Below are 17,254 nucleotides of genomic sequence, written 5' to 3' on the forward strand. Positions count from 1 at the left end.
ATAAAGGGAGTGACGAATATGAGTAGATTTTTAGCGCCAATACACACATGGCTTTTTAATAAAATAAATTTAGCACAAGACTTAGAAAAAGAAGTTGTAAAAGTACATTCAAATAAATACAACAAAGAAGCTGTAGATATAGAGGAAGAGGCAAAGAAAATATATGGTGATTATATTCCTAATGAACCTATAGAAAATCTTATAGATACAGACAATATACATGGCTGGTTACAAGAAAAGATAAAGGAAGTTGAAAGTAGGAGTTCTTATATAATAAGTAGATATTATGAAATATTTAAAGAAGAAAGTAAAGAACTAACAAAAAATGTATATATAAATCAAGCTAAACAATGTGCAATTAATGAAAATAATAAAATAGGATCACCAGAAGATGTTTACATGACATTAAATAACTATATATTATCTGGAATGCCATGTGATAGAGTAAATTCAGTAGTAGAAAAAAGTGAAGATTATATAATTTATGAAAAAAGAGGTTGTATACACAAATCCAATTATGAACTAGGAAAAGCAGATATAGAGTATATGAACGAGTTAAGAGAATTATGGATTAGAACTTTTATAGAAAATTTACCTAAAAATTATGCATATGAAAAGCAATCAAATGAAGACATTACAATAAATACTATAAAAAAATTATAAAAAATAATGTTTAGAAGGAGATAATATTATGATAACTAAAGATATGATAATAGCAGATATAGTAAAAGTAAAACCGGAAGCGGCTCAAATACTAATGAGCTATGGTATGGCGTGTTTAGGATGCCCATCAGCTCAAATGGAAAATTTAAAACAAGCTTGTGAAATACACGGATTAGATTTAGAAGAAATTTTAACTAAGTTAAATGAAAAATAATTATTGAATTTTAATATAATATAAATATTGAGGAAGAAGTGAATCTAATGATTCGCTTCTTCTTTTTTATGCAAATAAATTATTAGTGAAATTTTATAAAGTTTTTGTAACCTAAGGTACAGTTAAATATAAAAATAAATTATAAAATAAGTACATAAGATGAACATAAAAGAAAATTGATATAAATCGGAGGAATATGAAATGGAAAATAAAATGTTTTGTTTTCAATGTCAAGAGACAGCAGGATGCACAGGATGTACGAAATTTGGGGTATGCGGTAAATCACCAGATTTAGCTAGAATGCAAGACTTATTAATATATGCAACAAAAGGATTATCAGAAGTAACTACGAAACTTAGAGGTGAAGGAAAATTAGTTGATCATGAAGTTAATCATTTAATAACTATAAACTTATTTACAACTATAACTAATGCAAACTTTGATGATGAAGTTTTCTATCAAAGAGTAAAACAAACTTTAAAAGTAAAAGAGTCACTATTAGCGTTATTAAAAGATAAAAATAATTTATCAGAAGCTGCGTTATGGAATGCTTCAAGCAAATTAGAAATGGATGTAAAAGTTGGTTTATTACAAAAAATCAAAGATGCTATTTTTACAAAAGAAGAAGCAAATATAGATGAAATATTGGATGAAAAATCTACACAAGTAGGTGTATTAGCTACAAAGGATGAAGATATTAGAAGTTTAAGAGAACTTATAATATATGGATTAAAAGGTATGTCGGCATACATGAAACATGCTAATGCATTAGGTTATGACAATGAAGAAGTAAATGCATTTATGCAAAGTACATTAGCAAAAACTTTAGATGATACTCTAACAATAGATGAACTAATAGCATTAACTTTAGAGACAGGAAAAGTTGGAGTAGACGCAATGGCTTTACTTGATGGAGCTAACACTGGAACTTATGGACATCCAGAAATAACAAAAGTTAATATAGGAGTTAGAAATAATCCAGGAATATTAGTATCAGGACATGATTTAAAGGACTTAGAATTATTATTAAAACAAACAGAGGGAACTGGAGTTGATGTATATACTCACTCAGAAATGTTACCAGCTCATTACTATCCAGCATTTAAAAAATATTCTAATTTTGCAGGAAACTATGGAAATGCTTGGTGGAAACAAAAAGAAGAGTTTGAAAGCTTTAATGGACCAATATTAATGACTACAAATTGTATAGTACCACCAAAGGATAGTTACAAAGATAGAATATACACTACAGGTGCAGCAGGGTTTATTGGAGTTAAGCATATAAAAGGTATAAGTGAAGACAATAAAGATTTTTCTGAGATAATAGAGCAAGCTAAAAAATGTGCTCCTCCAAAGCAAATAGAAACTGGTGAAATAATAGGTGGATTTGCACACAATCAAGTATTTGCACTTGCAGATCAAGTTGTAGAAGCAGTAAAAACAGGAGCAATAAAGAAATTCTTCGTAATGGCAGGGTGTGACGGAAGAGCTAAATCAAGAAATTATTATACTGATTTTGCAAAAGCCTTACCAAAAGATACTGTTATACTTACAGCAGGATGTGCTAAGTATAAATACAATAAATTACAACTTGGAGATATAAATGGAATTCCAAGAGTATTAGATGCAGGTCAATGCAATGACTCATATTCATTAGCACTTATTGCATTAAAACTTAAAGAAGTATTTGAACTAGAAGATATAAATGAATTACCAATAGCATTTAATATAGCTTGGTATGAGCAAAAAGCTGTAATAGTATTGTTATCATTACTATATTTAGGAGTTAAAAATATACACTTAGGACCAACTTTACCAGCATTCTTATCACCAAATGTAGCTAAAGTTTTAGTTGAAAACTTTGGGATAGGTGGAATAACTAATGTTGAAGATGATTTAAAGATATTCTTAGGATAAGTTTTGTTATATTAAAAAAATGCCTCTTAGAATAAGTTATAACTTATTCTAAGAGGCATTTTTTAATATGTAATGCAGCTGAATTTATTATTTAAAATAATAAATATATTAAATTATGGAAACTATATTATAGAAAATAGTAAAGGAGGCTTAAAAATGGAATATCCAATGTTTTGTTATCAGTGTGAACAAACTGCAGGAGGTAAAGGATGTACTAAAGTAGGGGTTTGTGGAAAAACTCCAGAAATAGCTGCACTTCAAGATTTACTTATATATCAAATAAAAGGTATAAGTTGTTATGCAAAACAACTTATAGATAAAGGTGAAAAAATTGATAAAGATATAGTTAGTTTTGTTGAAAATAGTTTATTTACAACACTAACTAATGTCAATTTTGATGGTGATGTCCATGAAAAAATGCTTAGACAATCACAAGAAATAAAACAAACATTAAGGAGTAAATTAGGTAGTTGTAATAATTGTTGTGAACAAGCTACATATAATCTAAGCGAAACTAGAAGCCAAATGTTAGAAGATGCTAAAAAAGCAGGTATAATGTATGACCAAAATTTAGATGCAGATATAAGGTCATTAAGACAAACGATAATATACGGACTTAAAGGGATATCAGCTTATGGACATCAAGCTAGAGAGCTAGGCTATTATGATGACCAAGTAGATGATTTTTATTTTAGAGCATTACAAGCAACAACAGATGATAAATTAACACTTGAAGATTTAATAACATGGACTATCAAAACTGGAGATATGAGTGTTGCCATAATGAAAAAACTAGATGAAGCAAATACTACTATATATAAACATCCAGCTCCACAAAAAGTAAATGTTAATCTAAAAAAAGGTCCATTTATAGTTGTATCAGGACATGACTTAAAAGATTTAGATATGTTACTTAAACAAACTGAAGGTAAAGGTATAAATATTTATACTCATGGAGAAATGATACCATGTCATGGATATCCAGAACTTAATAAATATAAGCATTTAGCAGGGAACTTTGGAGGAGCATGGCAAGATCAACAAAAAGAATTTGATAATATTCCAGGGTGCATATTAATGACTACAAACTGTTTAATGAAACCTAGAGACTCATATAAAGATAGAATTTTTACAACTAGTGTAGTTGGATGGGATGGAGTTAAATATATAGGTAAAAATGAAAATGGAGAAAAAGATTTCAGTGAAATTATAAATAAAGCACTAGAACTTGGTGGATATGAAGAAGATCAAAAACCACATGAAATATTAGTTGGATTTGGTCATAACGCAACTTTAAGCAATGCACCAGCTATAATAGATGCAGTAAAATCAGGAAAACTTAAGCATTTCTTCTTAATAGGTGGATGTGATGGAGCAAGAGCTGGTAGAAATTATTATACAGAGTTTGCTGAACAAGTACCTAAAGACTGTATAATTCTTACATTAGCATGTGGTAAATATAGATTTAATAAATTAGACTTTGGCGAAGTTGCAGGATTACCAAGATTATTAGATGTAGGACAATGTAATGATGCATATTCAGCTGTAAGAATTGCCCTAGCATTAGCAGATGCATTTGATACTGATGTAAATAGCTTACCGCTATCTATAATATTATCTTGGTATGAACAAAAAGCTGTAGCAGATTTATTAGCGCTATTATCTTTAGGAATAAAAGGCATTTATTTAGGACCAACACTTCCAGCATTCTTAAGTCCGAATGTACTTCAATATCTAGTGGATACATTTGATATAAAACCTATAAGTACACCTGAAAAGGATTTAGCATCATGTTTAGAAGTGCCTATTAAATAATATAAAAAAACTAGGAGGAAAAAAGTATGAAAGCATTTGTAAATAAAGATACTTGTATAGGATGTGAAGCTTGTGTAGGTATATGCCCAGAAGTATTTAGCATGGATGATGATGGAAAATCAATAGCAATAAAAGAAGATATATCATCGGAATACACAGAGTCAGCACAAGAAGCTAAAGACGCTTGTCCAGTAGTAGCTATAAGTATAGATTAATAGATATAGGTAAAAGAGCTAGTTTTATTTAGACTAGCTCTTTTATAATGTGAATTTAAAAATTGTTAGATTTATAACTATATTATCAGGTAATAGGGAATTTTTAGACTTTTACAACATTTACCAAAAAAGTTTGAACGTAAAATTCATGGGTATCCTAATATTATCAACATGAGTGATATCAATTGTTCTAGGGGTAGGATAATTAATATTTAAAAACTAAATATATTAGGAGATGATTAAAATGAAAGAGGCTCAAACAGCCAAAAAGAATTCACTTAGTCTATTTGCATTCTTTGCAATGACAGCATCAATGGTTATGACAGTTTACGAATATCCTACATTTGCAACATCAGGATTCCACTTAGTATTCTTCTTATTATTAGGAGGTTTATTATGGTTTTTACCAGTTGCATTATGTGCTGCTGAAATGGCTACAGTAGATGGATGGCAAGAAGGTGGTATATTTGCTTGGGTAGGTAATACTTTAGGCGAAAGATATGGATTTGCAGCAATATTCTTCCAATGGTTTCAAATAACAGTTGGATTTGTAACAATGATTTATTTTATATTAGGTTGTGTATCATACATATTTAATTGGGATGCTTTAAACAATGTTCCATTTATAAAATTCATAGGAGTTTTAGTTATATTCTGGGCATTAACATTCTCACAATTAGGTGGTACTAAAAATACAGCTAAAATAGCAAAAGCTGGATTTATATTTGGTATATTGATACCAGCAATAATACTATTTGGATTATCAATAACATATATAGTACAAGGAAACCCAGTAGACGTAAAAATAGGAGCACAATATCTTGTTCCAGATTTTTCGAAAGTTGATACATTAGTTGTATTTGTTTCATTCATACTTGCATATATGGGAGTTGAAGCATCAGCATCACATGTAAATGAATTACAAGACGCTAAAAAGAACTATCCATTAGCTATGATTATATTAGTTGTTTTAGCAATAATATTAAATACTGTAGGTGGATTAACAGTAGCAGCTGTAGTTCCTCAAAGTGATTTAAGTTTAAGTGCAGGAGTTGTTGAAACATTCAAAGCTTTAATACTTCATTTTGCACCACATGCAACATGGCTTGTAAAATTAATAGCTATATTATTAGCACTAGGTGTAATGGGAGAAGTTAGTGCATGGGTTGTAGGACCTTCAAGAGGTATGTATGCAGCAGCTCAAAAAGGTATATTACCTAAAGCATTAACAAAAACTAATGAACATGATGTTCCAGTTAACTTAGTATTTGTACAAGGAGTAATAGTTACAATATGGGCAGCAGTTCTTACATTTGGTGGTGGAGGAAATAACGTATCATTCCTTACTGCTATATCATTAACAGTTGTTATATACTTAGTTGGATACTTACTATTCTTTGTAGGATATTTTGTATTAATACTTAAAAAAGATAACTTAAAACGTGCATACCATGTTCCTGGTGGAAAAACATTTAAATTAATAGTAGCAGCATGTGGTTTTGTAACTTCAGTGTTTGCGCTAGTAATATCATTCTTCCCACCAAGTCAATTAAGTGGAAGTAGTGCACATGAATATTTAACAATATTAAGTATAAGTTTTATAGTTACAGTATTGATTCCGTTTGTAATATATGAAATTACATCTAAAAAAAGAAAAGATAAAGCAACAAAAGTAAAATAGTATAAATAAAGATATAATTTGGAGCGACAGAATCTAGCTCTAGTAGATAACTAGGGAAAGATCCTATTGTTCCAAATATAGAGTAAAAATATTATTCTAAAAAAGCAACTGAAGTACAATTAACGGTTGCTTTTTTAGAAAATAAATTAATAAAAATTTAAATATTATGTTTGGATTTAAATTTGATAGGTATATATATAACGTATTAATTTTGAGTAATTTGAAGTAAAATAAAGAAAATTAAAGAATATGAAATAAAAATAAGTAAAAATATTTAAAATTATTCAAAATTTAAACAAAATAAAAATATTTGTATTTAAAGATAAGGAGTGATTAAGAATGTTATATGGAAGAAAAAATAAATTAGGTGATAATTATGAGACACCGATATTTGGGACAACAGAATCTGGCTCTAGTATACCGAAAGATGAATTAGGGAAAGATTCTATTGCTCCAAATGTAGCTTATCAATTAATAAAAGATGAGTTAATGAATGAAGGTAATGCAAGATTAAATTTATGTACATTCTGCCAAACATATATGGAAGATGAAGCAACTAAGCTTATGTCAGAAACATTAGAAAAAAATGCTATAGATAAGTCAGAGTATCCTCAAACAACAGAAATGGAAAATAGATGTGTAAGCATGATAGCAAACTTATGGAATGCACCAGAAGATATGAACTACATAGGAACATCAACAGTAGGATCATCAGAAGCTTGTATGCTTGGTGGTATGGCTATGAAGTTCAGATGGAGAAACAGAGCAGAAAAATTAGGAATGGATGTTACAGGTAGAAAACCGAACTTAGTAGTATCTTCAGGATTCCAAGTTTGTTGGGAAAAATTCTGTGTATACTGGGATATAGAAATGCGTTTAGTACCAATGGACGAAGAACACATGAGTTTAAATATAGATAAAGTATTAGATTATGTAGATGATTACACAATAGGGGTAGTAGCTTTACAAGGTATAACATATACAGGAAAATTTGATGATATAAAAGCACTAGATGCTTTATTAGAAGAATACAATAAAACAGCTAAAATAAGTGTACCAATACATGTTGATGGTGCATCAGGAGGATTATTTACTCCATTTATAGATCCAGATATGGAATGGGACTTTAGATTAAAAAATGTAGTATCAATAAGTACATCAGGACATAAATATGGTTTAGTATATCCAGGTATAGGTTGGGTAATCTGGAAAGATGAAGAATACTTACCAAAAGAATTAATATTTGAAGTAAGCTATTTAGGTGGATCAATGCCAACAATGGCTATAAACTTCTCAAGATCAGCAAGTCAAGTTATAGGTCAATATTATAACTTCTTAAGACTTGGATTTGAAGGATATAGACAAATACATCAACGTACAAAAGATGTAGCTATGTATTTATCAGATGAAATAGAAAAAACAGGATTATTTAAAATATATAATAATGGAGAAAACTTACCAATAGTATGCTATAGATTAGTAGATAATGCTAATGTTGAGTGGACATTATATGATTTAGCAGATAGATTAGCAATGAAAGGATGGCAAATACCAGCATATCCATTACCAATAAACTTACAAGATACAATAATACAACGTATAGTATGTAGAGCAGACCTAAGTCGTGACATGGCAGAGCTATTTATAAGAGACTTAAAAATGGCTATAGAAGATTTAAATAATGCAAATGTAATAGTACATGCTAAAGAAGAAAAGAAAACATACGGATTCACTCATTAAAATAGAGTTAAATGTTTTAAAAGCAACTGGTGCTAGGTTATTTGTGCCAGTTGCTTTTTTACGCTTAAGGAATTTATGGTTAACGAATATGTGCGGATAACTTATATAGTATAGGTATACCCGTGTCTTGTTGAAAGTAAAAAATGACATTTTGAGCAACTTTTTAATCTATTAAGTTTTGGAGGAAATATAAATGAATTATTATATTAGTGTTTTATTCAGAGCTATACCACTAATTATGGGAGCTATATGCCTAGGATATGGATTTTATGTTAAAGATTTAGGTCAAGCAATGGGTTCAGATTTTGTAGTAGCAGGTCATGTATTAATATACTTGACAGCAATTTGTATAGCACTGTTCACAACTGCTGCAACTATAATAAGACAGCTTATAAATAAATACAATCAATTTTATAAAATAGCTTTACCTACGTTAGGATATTTGTCTGGAATATTTACTATTATTTCTGGAATTGTATTATGGCAAATAGGTATGGATAACCCCCCATATTTTGTTTCAGGAAATGTAGTATTTGGATTAGGGTTAATAACATGTTGTGTATCTACTGTTGCAACAGCATCAACAAAATTTATGTTAATACCTAAAAATAGTGCTAATTTAAAAGAAGGAGAAAAACAAGAAGAAGGATTTAATGAGAGTACAGAAAAAATATTAATTTCAGTACCTGTATTATGTACTTTAATAGGTTTTTTAAGAGGAGTATATTTATTATTTACATCTACATCAAATGATCACTTTGTAGCGGGACATGTACTTGTAGGGATATCATTAGTTTGTGCTAGTTTAATAATGTTAGTAGTTAGTATAGTTAAACAAATTCAAAATACTTTTACAGAAAAAGAGCGTTATAAATGGTCTATAACTGTTTTTATTTTAGGAACAATAGATATATTATGGGGAATTTGTATACTCATAATAGCGAGAAATCCTGCATGGATAGCTCCAGGATATGTTTTAATTGGATTAGGAATAGTATGTTATAGCATATTGAGTAAAGTTTTGCTATTAGGCATGGTGTGGAGAAAATCAAATCCATTATCAAAAAGAGTACCATTGATACCAGTGTTTACAGCGCTTACTTGTTTATTTATAGGTGCATTTCTATTTGAAGCAGAGATATTCAATATATCTTATTTTATACCTGCTAGAGTAATGATAGGGTTAGGTGCCATATGCTTTACTTTGTTCTCGATAGTATCAATATTAGAAAGTGGAACGTCGAGTTCAAAATAATGTAAAAAGTGTAAAAAAATGTTTAGATTTCAAATTAATAGGTATATATATAATATAACAAAAAACAAAGGAAAACTTAGTAAAACTAAGAAAAAGCTAGTAAAGTTTATTTTGAATAATAGAAAAAAATAAAAATGATTCTGTATGCTATAAAAAAGTTTTAAAAGTTGTTCTTTTGTTAAAAATAGATAAATATATGTACTCAATTGTATGAAGGAGGTTTTTGAAATGTTATATGGAAGAAAAAATAAATTAGGTGATAGTTATGAGACACCAATATTTGGGACAACAGAATCTGGCTCTAGTATACCAAAAGATGAATTAGGGAAAGATTCTATTGCTCCAAATGTAGCTTATCAATTAATAAAAGATGAGTTAATGAATGAAGGTAATGCAAGATTAAATCTATGTACATTCTGCCAAACATATATGGAAGATGAAGCAACTAAACTTATGGCAGAAACATTAGAGAAAAATGCTATAGATAAATCAGAGTATCCTCAAACAACAGAAATGGAAAATAGATGTGTAAGCATGATAGCAAACTTATGGAATGCACCAGAAGATATGAATTATATAGGAACATCAACAGTAGGATCATCAGAAGCTTGTATGCTTGGTGGTATGGCTATGAAGTTCAGATGGAGAAATAGAGCAGAGAAGTTAGGTATGGATGTTACAAGTAGAAAACCGAACTTAGTAGTATCTTCAGGATTCCAAGTTTGTTGGGAAAAATTCTGTGTATATTGGGATATAGAAATGCGTTTAGTACCAATGGATGAAGAACATATGAGTTTAAATATAGATAAAGTATTAGATTATGTAGATGATTACACAATAGGGGTAGTAGCTTTACAAGGTATAACATATACAGGAAAATTTGATGACATAAAAGCACTAGATGCTTTATTAGAAGAATACAATAAAACAGCTAAAATAAGTGTGCCAATACATGTTGATGGTGCATCAGGAGGATTATTTACTCCATTTATAGATCCAGATATGGAATGGGACTTTAGATTAAAAAATGTAGTATCAATAAGTACATCAGGACATAAATATGGTTTAGTATATCCAGGTATAGGCTGGGTAATATGGAAAGATGAAGAATACTTACCAAAAGAATTAATATTTGAAGTAAGCTACTTAGGTGGAAAAATGCCAACAATGGCTATAAACTTCTCAAGATCAGCAAGTCAAGTTATAGGTCAATATTATAACTTCTTAAGACTTGGATTTGAAGGATATAGACAAATACATCAACGTACAAAAGACGTAGCTATGTATTTATCAGATGAAATAGAAAAAACAGGATTATTTAAAATATATAATAATGGAGAAAACTTACCAATAGTATGCTATAGATTAGTAGATAATGCTAATGTTGAGTGGACATTATATGATTTAGCAGATAGATTAGCAATGAAAGGATGGCAAATACCAGCATATCCATTACCAATAAACTTACAAGACACAATAATACAACGTATAGTATGTAGAGCAGACTTAAGTCATGATATGGCAGAATTATTTATAAGAGATTTAAAAACAGCTATAAATGATTTAAATAATGCAAATGTATTGGTTCACGGTAAAGAACAAGAAAAGAAAACATATGGATTTACTCACTAGAAATTAGCCTCAAAGCAAGTTATAACTTTAAAAGTCTTAAGACTATCTTAAAAGTCTTAAGACTTTTTTTATTTCTACAAAAGAAAGGTGTGATTTTAAACTTGCATATTGAAAAAATAGTGCAATTTATTTTGCAAAAATTGTTTAATGAGTTACCAAGGGGGTATAAATACATCGTACAAAAGACAATGATTAATTATTATAGGCCTAGACATAATTTATATTGTAAAAATTAAATATACTAGGAGACGATTGACATGAAAGACGGACAAGCATCTAAAAGGAATTCGCTTAGTTTATTTGCATTCTTTGCAATGACAGCATCTATGGTTATGACGGTTTATGAGTATCCAACATTTGCGACTTCAGGATTTAGTTTAGTATTTTTCCTTTTACTAGGAGGTATTTTATGGTTCTTACCGGTTGCATTGTGTGCAGCAGAGATGGCTACAGTTGACGGATGGCAAGAAGGTGGAATATTCTCATGGGTAGGAAATACACTTGGAGAGAGATATGGTTTCGCAGCGATATTTTTCCAATGGTTCCAAATAACAGTTGGATTTGTAACAATGATTTATTTTATATTAGGATGTGTATCATACATATTTAACTGGGAAGCATTAAATACAGTTCCACTTATAAAATTCATAGGAGTTTTAGTTATATTTTGGGGATTAACATTCTCACAATTAGGAGGTACTAAAAACACAGCTAAAATAGCAAAAGCTGGATTTATATTTGGAATAGCAATACCTGCAATTATATTATTTGGATTATCAATAGCTTATATAGTTCAAGGTAACCCTTTAGATGTAAAAATAGGAGCTAAATATTTTGTACCTGATTTTACAAAGGTTAATACATTAGTTGTATTTGTTTCATTTATACTTGCTTACATGGGAGTTGAGGCATCTGCATCACATGTAACTGAGTTAGAAGATGCAAAAAAGAACTATCCATTAGCTATGATTATATTAGTTGTACTAGCAATAATATTAAACACAATAGGTGGATTAACAGTAGCAGCTGTAATACCACAAAGTGATTTAAGTTTAAGTTCTGGGGTTGTTGAAACATTTAAAGTTTTAATACTTCATTTTGCACCACATGCAACATGGCTTGTAAAATTAATAGCTATATTGTTAGCATTAGGAGTAATGGGCGAAGTTAGTGCATGGGTTGTAGGACCTTCAAGAGGTATGTATATAGCAGCACAAAAAGGAATATTACCTGAATCACTATCAAAAACAAATGAACATGATGTTCCAGTTAACTTAGTGCTAGTTCAAGGTGTAATAGTTACAATATGGGCAGCAGTTCTTACATTCGGTGGTGGAGGAAATAATGTATCATTCCTTACAGCTATATCATTAACAGTGGTTATATACTTAGTTGGATATTTATTATTCTTTGTTGGGTATTTTACATTAATACTAAAAAAAGGAGACTTAAAACGTTCTTATCAAGTACCAGGAGGAAAGGTGTTTAAGTTAATAGTTGCAACATGTGGTTTTGTAACTTCAGTGTTTGCATTAATAATATCATTTTTCCCACCAAGTCAGTTAAGTGGTAATAGTGAACATCAATATTTAACAATATTAAGTGTAAGTTTTATAGTTACAGTATTAATACCATTTGTAATATATTCAATTACATCTAAAAAAAGAGATGTTAAAGAAGTAGATCAAAAACAAGCAGCATAATATAAGACTATTATAAAAATAATCATATAATAGATAATCAGTGCATAATAGGGAGGATTTTTAAGATGTTATTCAAAAAGCAAGATAATTATAGTACACCAGTGTTTGGGACAATAGAGTCTGGCTCTAATATACCTAAAGATGTGATAGGGAAAGATCCTATTGCTCCAAACATAGCGTATAGATTAATAAAAGATGAGTTAATGAATGAAGGTAATGCAAGACTTAACTTAGCGACATTCTGCCAAACATATATGGAAGAAGAAGCAACTAAACTTATGTCGGAAACATTAGAAAAAAATGCGATAGATAAGTCTGAATACCCACAAACAACAGAAATGGAAAATAGATGTGTTGATATGATAGCAAACTTATGGAATGCACCAAAAGGTATGAGCTATATAGGAACATCAACAGTAGGTTCATCGGAAGCATGTATGCTTGGTGGTATGGCAATGAAATTTAGATGGAGAAATAGAGCAGAAAAATTAGGAATGGATGTTACAGGTAGAAAACCAAACCTAGTAGTATCTTCAGGATTCCAAGTTTGTTGGGAAAAATTCTGTGTATATTGGGATATAGAAATGCGTACAGTACCAATGGATGAAGATCACATGAGTCTAGATATAGATAAAGTATTAGATTATGTAGATGATTATACAATAGGTGTTGTAGCGTTACTTGGTATAACATATACAGGAAAATTTGATGATATAAAAGCATTAGATGCATTAATGGAAGAATATAATAAAACAGCTAAAATAAGTGTACCAATACATGTTGATGCAGCATCAGGTGGATTATTTACACCTTTTATAGACCCAGAACTTGAGTGGGACTTCAGATTAAAAAATGTAGTATCAATAAGTACATCAGGACATAAATATGGATTAGTTTATCCAGGTATAGGTTGGGTAGTATGGAAAGATGAAGAATATCTACCAAAAGAATTAATATTTGAAGTAAGCTATTTAGGTGGATCAATGCCAACAATGGCTATAAACTTCTCAAGATCAGCAAGTCAAGTCATAGGTCAATACTACAATTTCTTAAGACTTGGATTTGAAGGATATAGACAAATACATCAACGTACAAAAGATGTAGCTATGTATTTATCAGATGAAATAGAAAAAACAGGATTATTTAAAATATATAATAATGGAGAAAATTTACCAATAGTATGTTATAGATTAAAAAATGAAGATGAAGTTCAATGGACATTATATGATTTAGCAGATAGATTAGCAATGAAAGGATGGCAAATACCAGCTTATCCATTACCAGAAAACTTACAAGATACAATAATACAACGTATAGTATGTAGAGCTGATTTAAGTCATGATATGGGTGAATTATTTATAAGAGATTTAAAAACAGCTATAGATGATTTAAATAATGCAAATGTATTAGTACATGGTAAAAAACAAGAAAATAAAAGATATGGATTTACTCATTAATAAATAAAAAGAACTACCTTTGAAGGTAGTTCTTTTTATTATACTTTATACACTGAAAGCCCATAAGTTTTTAGCTTCTTTAAGGAATACATCTACATCCCATGTTTGATTACTTCTTTTTATACTATCAGAATCATTCACTTTTATTTTTCCATCAGGAGTAACTCCTGTCAACACGATGTAATGACCTTCTGTTGTAAAGTGACCAGGACCCATAGTTACTATAATAGGATGCCCTTGTTCAAGTGTAGATATAATACTTGCCTCGCTTAAAGGAATCACCTTACTTTTTAGACCTAATTGTCTTGCTCCTTCAGTCATAAGGCTCCAAGCAGTACCAACACCTTCTACTAAATAACCATTTTCTTTACTGAAATTTTCTACATATCTAGGACTTATATTTGTATTTCCTGTAAGCCCTACGGTAACCATTGATAGAGCTGTTGGTCCACAACCATTTATAGCGAAAAAGTCAGGCCCGTATTTATCATAACCCCATCTTTTATCCCACTGCATAAATAATGGAATTTCCCCTTTTTTATATTCACTTTTTACTGATATTGCAGTAGAAGTTTCAATATCTTTGTGATTAGGATAGTCAGCTACATATTCTATTGTTTCAGGCTTCTTAGAAGCCATCTCTAAAAGTTCATAAGGATATTGATCTATATTTTTTAATATATCATATACTCTAGGATACGAAGGAGCTAACTTAACTAATTTCTTTATTACAGGGTCTTGAGATTCAACTATTTCCTTAGACAATTGAATTTCTTTTTGAGTTACTTCGTTAGTAGAGTTTGAAAATGCATTAGATATTTCTTTATATCCTATAAATATACCTAGTGATAATACTACAGGTATAACAATGTACATAACTTTATTCTTATTAACTACTTTTTTCTTTACATGATGCTTGCCTTTGTTGTAAGCCACTTTAATATTCCCCTTTACTTTTATTTTATTTAACATATTAATTATACAACTTTAATTACAATACAATATAACAAAAATGTAACAAAACAGTAAAATATAAATAAAAAGAGAAATTATTGGCGAAAATAGTTATTTGTTTTAAAACTTAGGAGGTGTAACTGAAAATATAACTTTACTTGTATTATTAAAGTTATTTATCCACTTATGATTCATATTAGGTAATATCCTAATACTATCACCATTATTTAATGTTATTACTTCGTTATCTAAATATAAATCAACGCACCCCTCAAGTACTGTAGCTACTTCTTCACCTTCATGGCACATTAATTCATTTGAAGTTGAGCAACCTGAAGGAAGTTCTAACATCATACATTGGATAACTCCATTTGAAGAGGGTGATAAAAGCTCATAAGACAAGTTATTGTTTTCTGGAAAAGTCAGTTTAACTCTTTTATCCTTTCTTATGATTAAGCTATCACTAATTTTATCTTCTTTAAAAAAATTGTACATAGGAATATCTAATCCTTTGGCTATAAGTTTTAGAGTATTTATAGAAGGGTTTGATATGCCTCTCTCTATTTGACTAAGTAATGAGGATGTAACTCCTATTTTTTGAGCTAAATCTTTTATTGATAAATTTTGTTTATTTCTATACTCAGCTATTTTATTACCTATATTTATATCGTACATAAATACCTCCAAATATATTTAATATTTAAATTATAACAATACAGATTAAAATTTCAAGAGACATATATATTAAAATTAAAAATGATTTAATTTATATACCATTAAATTAAGTATTTATTAATAAAATATTGATTCATACTATGAAAATATGATATATATTAAATATAAATTAATAAAAATGGTTAAAATTAATAAATACTTAATAAAAGGGGAAAGATAATGAAACTAAATGAACTTCAAACGCCTAATTTCATATTAAATTTAGATGTATTAGAAAAAAATTTAAAGCATGTACAAGATCTTTGTAACAAAAATGATAAAAACCTATGGCCAATGACTAAAACACATAAGTCAACTAGGTTAGCTAAAATGCAAGTTGAATATGGTGCTAAGGGTCTGTTAGTAGGAACAGTAGATGAAGCAGAAGCATTTATAAATGAAGGGGTAGAGAATATAACATTTCCATATACTATATCTAATGTAAATAATATAAAAAGAATTATAGAATTATCAAAAAAAGCAAGAATAATAATTAGTTTTGACAATATAGAATCAGCTAAAATATGGGATAAAGAATTAAATAATCAGAATATAAAATTAGAATATTTTATACTAATAAATTCAGGGCTTAATAGATTAGGCGTAAAACCTGAGGAATGTGTAAAATTGTCAAAAGAGCTAAGTAATTTAACAAATTTAAAATTAATTGGAATAAGTACGCATCCAGGCCATGTTTATGGAGTAAAATCACCTGAAGAAGTAAAGTTAGTATCAAATCAAGAGGTGCAAGTTATGGAGATTGCAAAAAAATATCTAACTGAAGCGGGATTCGAAGTGAAGTATGTTGCCACAGGGAGCACGCCTACATTCTTTGATGTAGTAAGTGAAAATCTATTTGATATATTAAGACCAGGAAACTATCCTTTTTATGATAATATACAGTTATCATTAGGTATATGCAAAGAAGAAGATTGTGCACTTACAGCATTAGGAACTATAATATCTAAACCAAATGATAAATTATTTATAGTAGATGTGGGAAGCAAGTGTTTAGGGTTAGATAAAGGTGCACATGGAAGTTCTTTAATAACTGGATTTGGAAAAGTTAAAGGTCATGATGAACTGAATATAATTGGATTATCTGAAGAGGTTGGAAAGATTGAAATACTAGGAGATACAAATTTAAATATTGGTGATAAGGTAGAAATAATACCTAACCATTCATGCTCTTGTGCTAATATGACAAGCTATATTATAGGATATAGGGGAGAGGATATTGAGGAAATTATAGAAATAGATGTTAGAGGTAATTCAAATAAACCAATGATATAAA

14 protein-coding genes are annotated in these 17,254 nt (G+C 29.4%); 12 read left to right on the plus strand and 2 right to left on the minus strand.

Annotated features, from left to right (window positions below; translation table 11 throughout):
- The first annotated feature begins 18 nt into the window (after nt 1–18).
- The 11 genes from ACEXNK_RS13370 to ACEXNK_RS13420 all read left to right on the plus strand — a co-directional run bounded on the left by ACEXNK_RS13370 (nt 19) and on the right by ACEXNK_RS13420 (nt 14,292).
- Nucleotides 19–663, plus strand: coding sequence for a hypothetical protein (locus ACEXNK_RS13370; protein WP_373599047.1), 645 nt, complete (start codon nt 19–21; stop codon nt 661–663).
- A 28-nt stretch (nt 664–691) separates the two neighbouring features.
- Nucleotides 692–877 (plus strand): DUF1858 domain-containing protein, encoded by a 186-nt coding sequence (locus ACEXNK_RS13375; protein ID WP_373599048.1) that lies wholly within the window; start codon nt 692–694, stop codon nt 875–877.
- 201 nt (nt 878–1,078) lie between these two features.
- On the plus strand, nt 1,079–2,794 hold the full coding sequence (gene hcp, locus ACEXNK_RS13380; RefSeq protein ID WP_373599049.1) for a hydroxylamine reductase: 1,716 nt from the start codon (nt 1,079–1,081) through the stop codon (nt 2,792–2,794).
- A gap of 156 nt (nt 2,795–2,950) precedes the next feature.
- A complete protein-coding gene (gene hcp / locus ACEXNK_RS13385) occupies nt 2,951–4,609 on the plus strand; it encodes a hydroxylamine reductase (protein WP_373599050.1) in 1,659 nt (552 codons plus the stop codon).
- A gap of 26 nt (nt 4,610–4,635) precedes the next feature.
- On the plus strand, nt 4,636–4,824 hold the full coding sequence (locus ACEXNK_RS13390; protein WP_373599051.1) for a ferredoxin: 189 nt from the start codon (nt 4,636–4,638) through the stop codon (nt 4,822–4,824).
- A gap of 244 nt (nt 4,825–5,068) precedes the next feature.
- Nucleotides 5,069–6,505, plus strand: coding sequence for a glutamate:gamma-aminobutyrate antiporter (gene gadC, locus ACEXNK_RS13395; RefSeq protein WP_373599052.1), 1,437 nt, complete (start codon nt 5,069–5,071; stop codon nt 6,503–6,505).
- Nucleotides 6,506–6,844: 339 nt separating this feature from the next.
- Entirely contained in the window at nt 6,845–8,245 is a 1,401-nt protein-coding gene (locus ACEXNK_RS13400; RefSeq protein ID WP_373599053.1) for a glutamate decarboxylase, read from the plus strand.
- A 193-nt stretch (nt 8,246–8,438) separates the two neighbouring features.
- Nucleotides 8,439–9,500, plus strand: coding sequence for a DUF2776 family protein (locus ACEXNK_RS13405; RefSeq protein ID WP_373599054.1), 1,062 nt, complete (start codon nt 8,439–8,441; stop codon nt 9,498–9,500).
- Nucleotides 9,501–9,728: 228 nt separating this feature from the next.
- The gene (locus ACEXNK_RS13410; RefSeq protein ID WP_373599055.1) at nt 9,729–11,132 is read left to right on the plus strand and encodes a glutamate decarboxylase; all 1,404 of its coding nucleotides are present in this window, start codon (nt 9,729–9,731) and stop codon (nt 11,130–11,132) included.
- Between the two features lie 257 nt (nt 11,133–11,389).
- Complete coding sequence (gene gadC, locus ACEXNK_RS13415; RefSeq protein WP_373599056.1) at nt 11,390–12,835, plus strand: glutamate:gamma-aminobutyrate antiporter; 1,446 nt, start codon at nt 11,390–11,392, stop codon at nt 12,833–12,835.
- A 65-nt stretch (nt 12,836–12,900) separates the two neighbouring features.
- A complete protein-coding gene (locus ACEXNK_RS13420; RefSeq protein WP_373599057.1) occupies nt 12,901–14,292 on the plus strand; it encodes a glutamate decarboxylase in 1,392 nt (463 codons plus the stop codon).
- A gap of 45 nt (nt 14,293–14,337) precedes the next feature.
- Here the strand turns inward: ACEXNK_RS13420 and ACEXNK_RS13425 are convergent, their stop codons facing one another.
- Both ACEXNK_RS13425 and ACEXNK_RS13430 read right to left on the minus strand, forming a co-directional pair.
- Entirely contained in the window at nt 14,338–15,228 is an 891-nt protein-coding gene (locus tag ACEXNK_RS13425) for a C39 family peptidase (protein WP_373599058.1), read from the minus strand.
- Between the two features lie 138 nt (nt 15,229–15,366).
- Nucleotides 15,367–15,921, minus strand: a complete 555-nt coding sequence (locus tag ACEXNK_RS13430; RefSeq protein WP_373599059.1) for a helix-turn-helix domain-containing protein — start codon at nt 15,919–15,921, stop codon at nt 15,367–15,369.
- Between the two features lie 219 nt (nt 15,922–16,140).
- Between ACEXNK_RS13430 and ACEXNK_RS13435 the strand changes: the two genes are divergently transcribed.
- Nucleotides 16,141–17,253 (plus strand): alanine racemase, encoded by a 1,113-nt coding sequence (locus tag ACEXNK_RS13435; RefSeq protein WP_373599060.1) that lies wholly within the window; start codon nt 16,141–16,143, stop codon nt 17,251–17,253.
- Nucleotide 17,254 lies beyond the last annotated feature (1 nt).

Origin of the sequence: Paraclostridium bifermentans (genome assembly GCF_964259345.1) — a bacterium.
Taxonomy (GTDB): Bacteria; Bacillota; Clostridia; order Peptostreptococcales; family Peptostreptococcaceae; genus Paraclostridium; species Paraclostridium bifermentans_B.

Coding starts and splice junctions, on each gene's coding strand:
- ACEXNK_RS13370 (WP_373599047.1), top strand. CDS start 19: ATGAGTAGATTTTTAGCGCCAATACACACATGGCTTTTTAATAAAATA.
- ACEXNK_RS13375 (WP_373599048.1), top strand. CDS start 692: ATGATAACTAAAGATATGATAATAGCAGATATAGTAAAAGTAAAACCG.
- hcp (WP_373599049.1), top strand. CDS start 1,079: ATGGAAAATAAAATGTTTTGTTTTCAATGTCAAGAGACAGCAGGATGC.
- hcp (WP_373599050.1), top strand. CDS start 2,951: ATGGAATATCCAATGTTTTGTTATCAGTGTGAACAAACTGCAGGAGGT.
- ACEXNK_RS13390 (WP_373599051.1), top strand. CDS start 4,636: ATGAAAGCATTTGTAAATAAAGATACTTGTATAGGATGTGAAGCTTGT.
- gadC (WP_373599052.1), top strand. CDS start 5,069: ATGAAAGAGGCTCAAACAGCCAAAAAGAATTCACTTAGTCTATTTGCA.
- ACEXNK_RS13400 (WP_373599053.1), top strand. CDS start 6,845: ATGTTATATGGAAGAAAAAATAAATTAGGTGATAATTATGAGACACCG.
- ACEXNK_RS13405 (WP_373599054.1), top strand. CDS start 8,439: ATGAATTATTATATTAGTGTTTTATTCAGAGCTATACCACTAATTATG.
- ACEXNK_RS13410 (WP_373599055.1), top strand. CDS start 9,729: ATGTTATATGGAAGAAAAAATAAATTAGGTGATAGTTATGAGACACCA.
- gadC (WP_373599056.1), top strand. CDS start 11,390: ATGAAAGACGGACAAGCATCTAAAAGGAATTCGCTTAGTTTATTTGCA.
- ACEXNK_RS13420 (WP_373599057.1), top strand. CDS start 12,901: ATGTTATTCAAAAAGCAAGATAATTATAGTACACCAGTGTTTGGGACA.
- ACEXNK_RS13430 (WP_373599059.1), bottom strand. CDS start 15,921: ATGTACGATATAAATATAGGTAATAAAATAGCTGAGTATAGAAATAAA.
- ACEXNK_RS13435 (WP_373599060.1), top strand. CDS start 16,141: ATGAAACTAAATGAACTTCAAACGCCTAATTTCATATTAAATTTAGAT.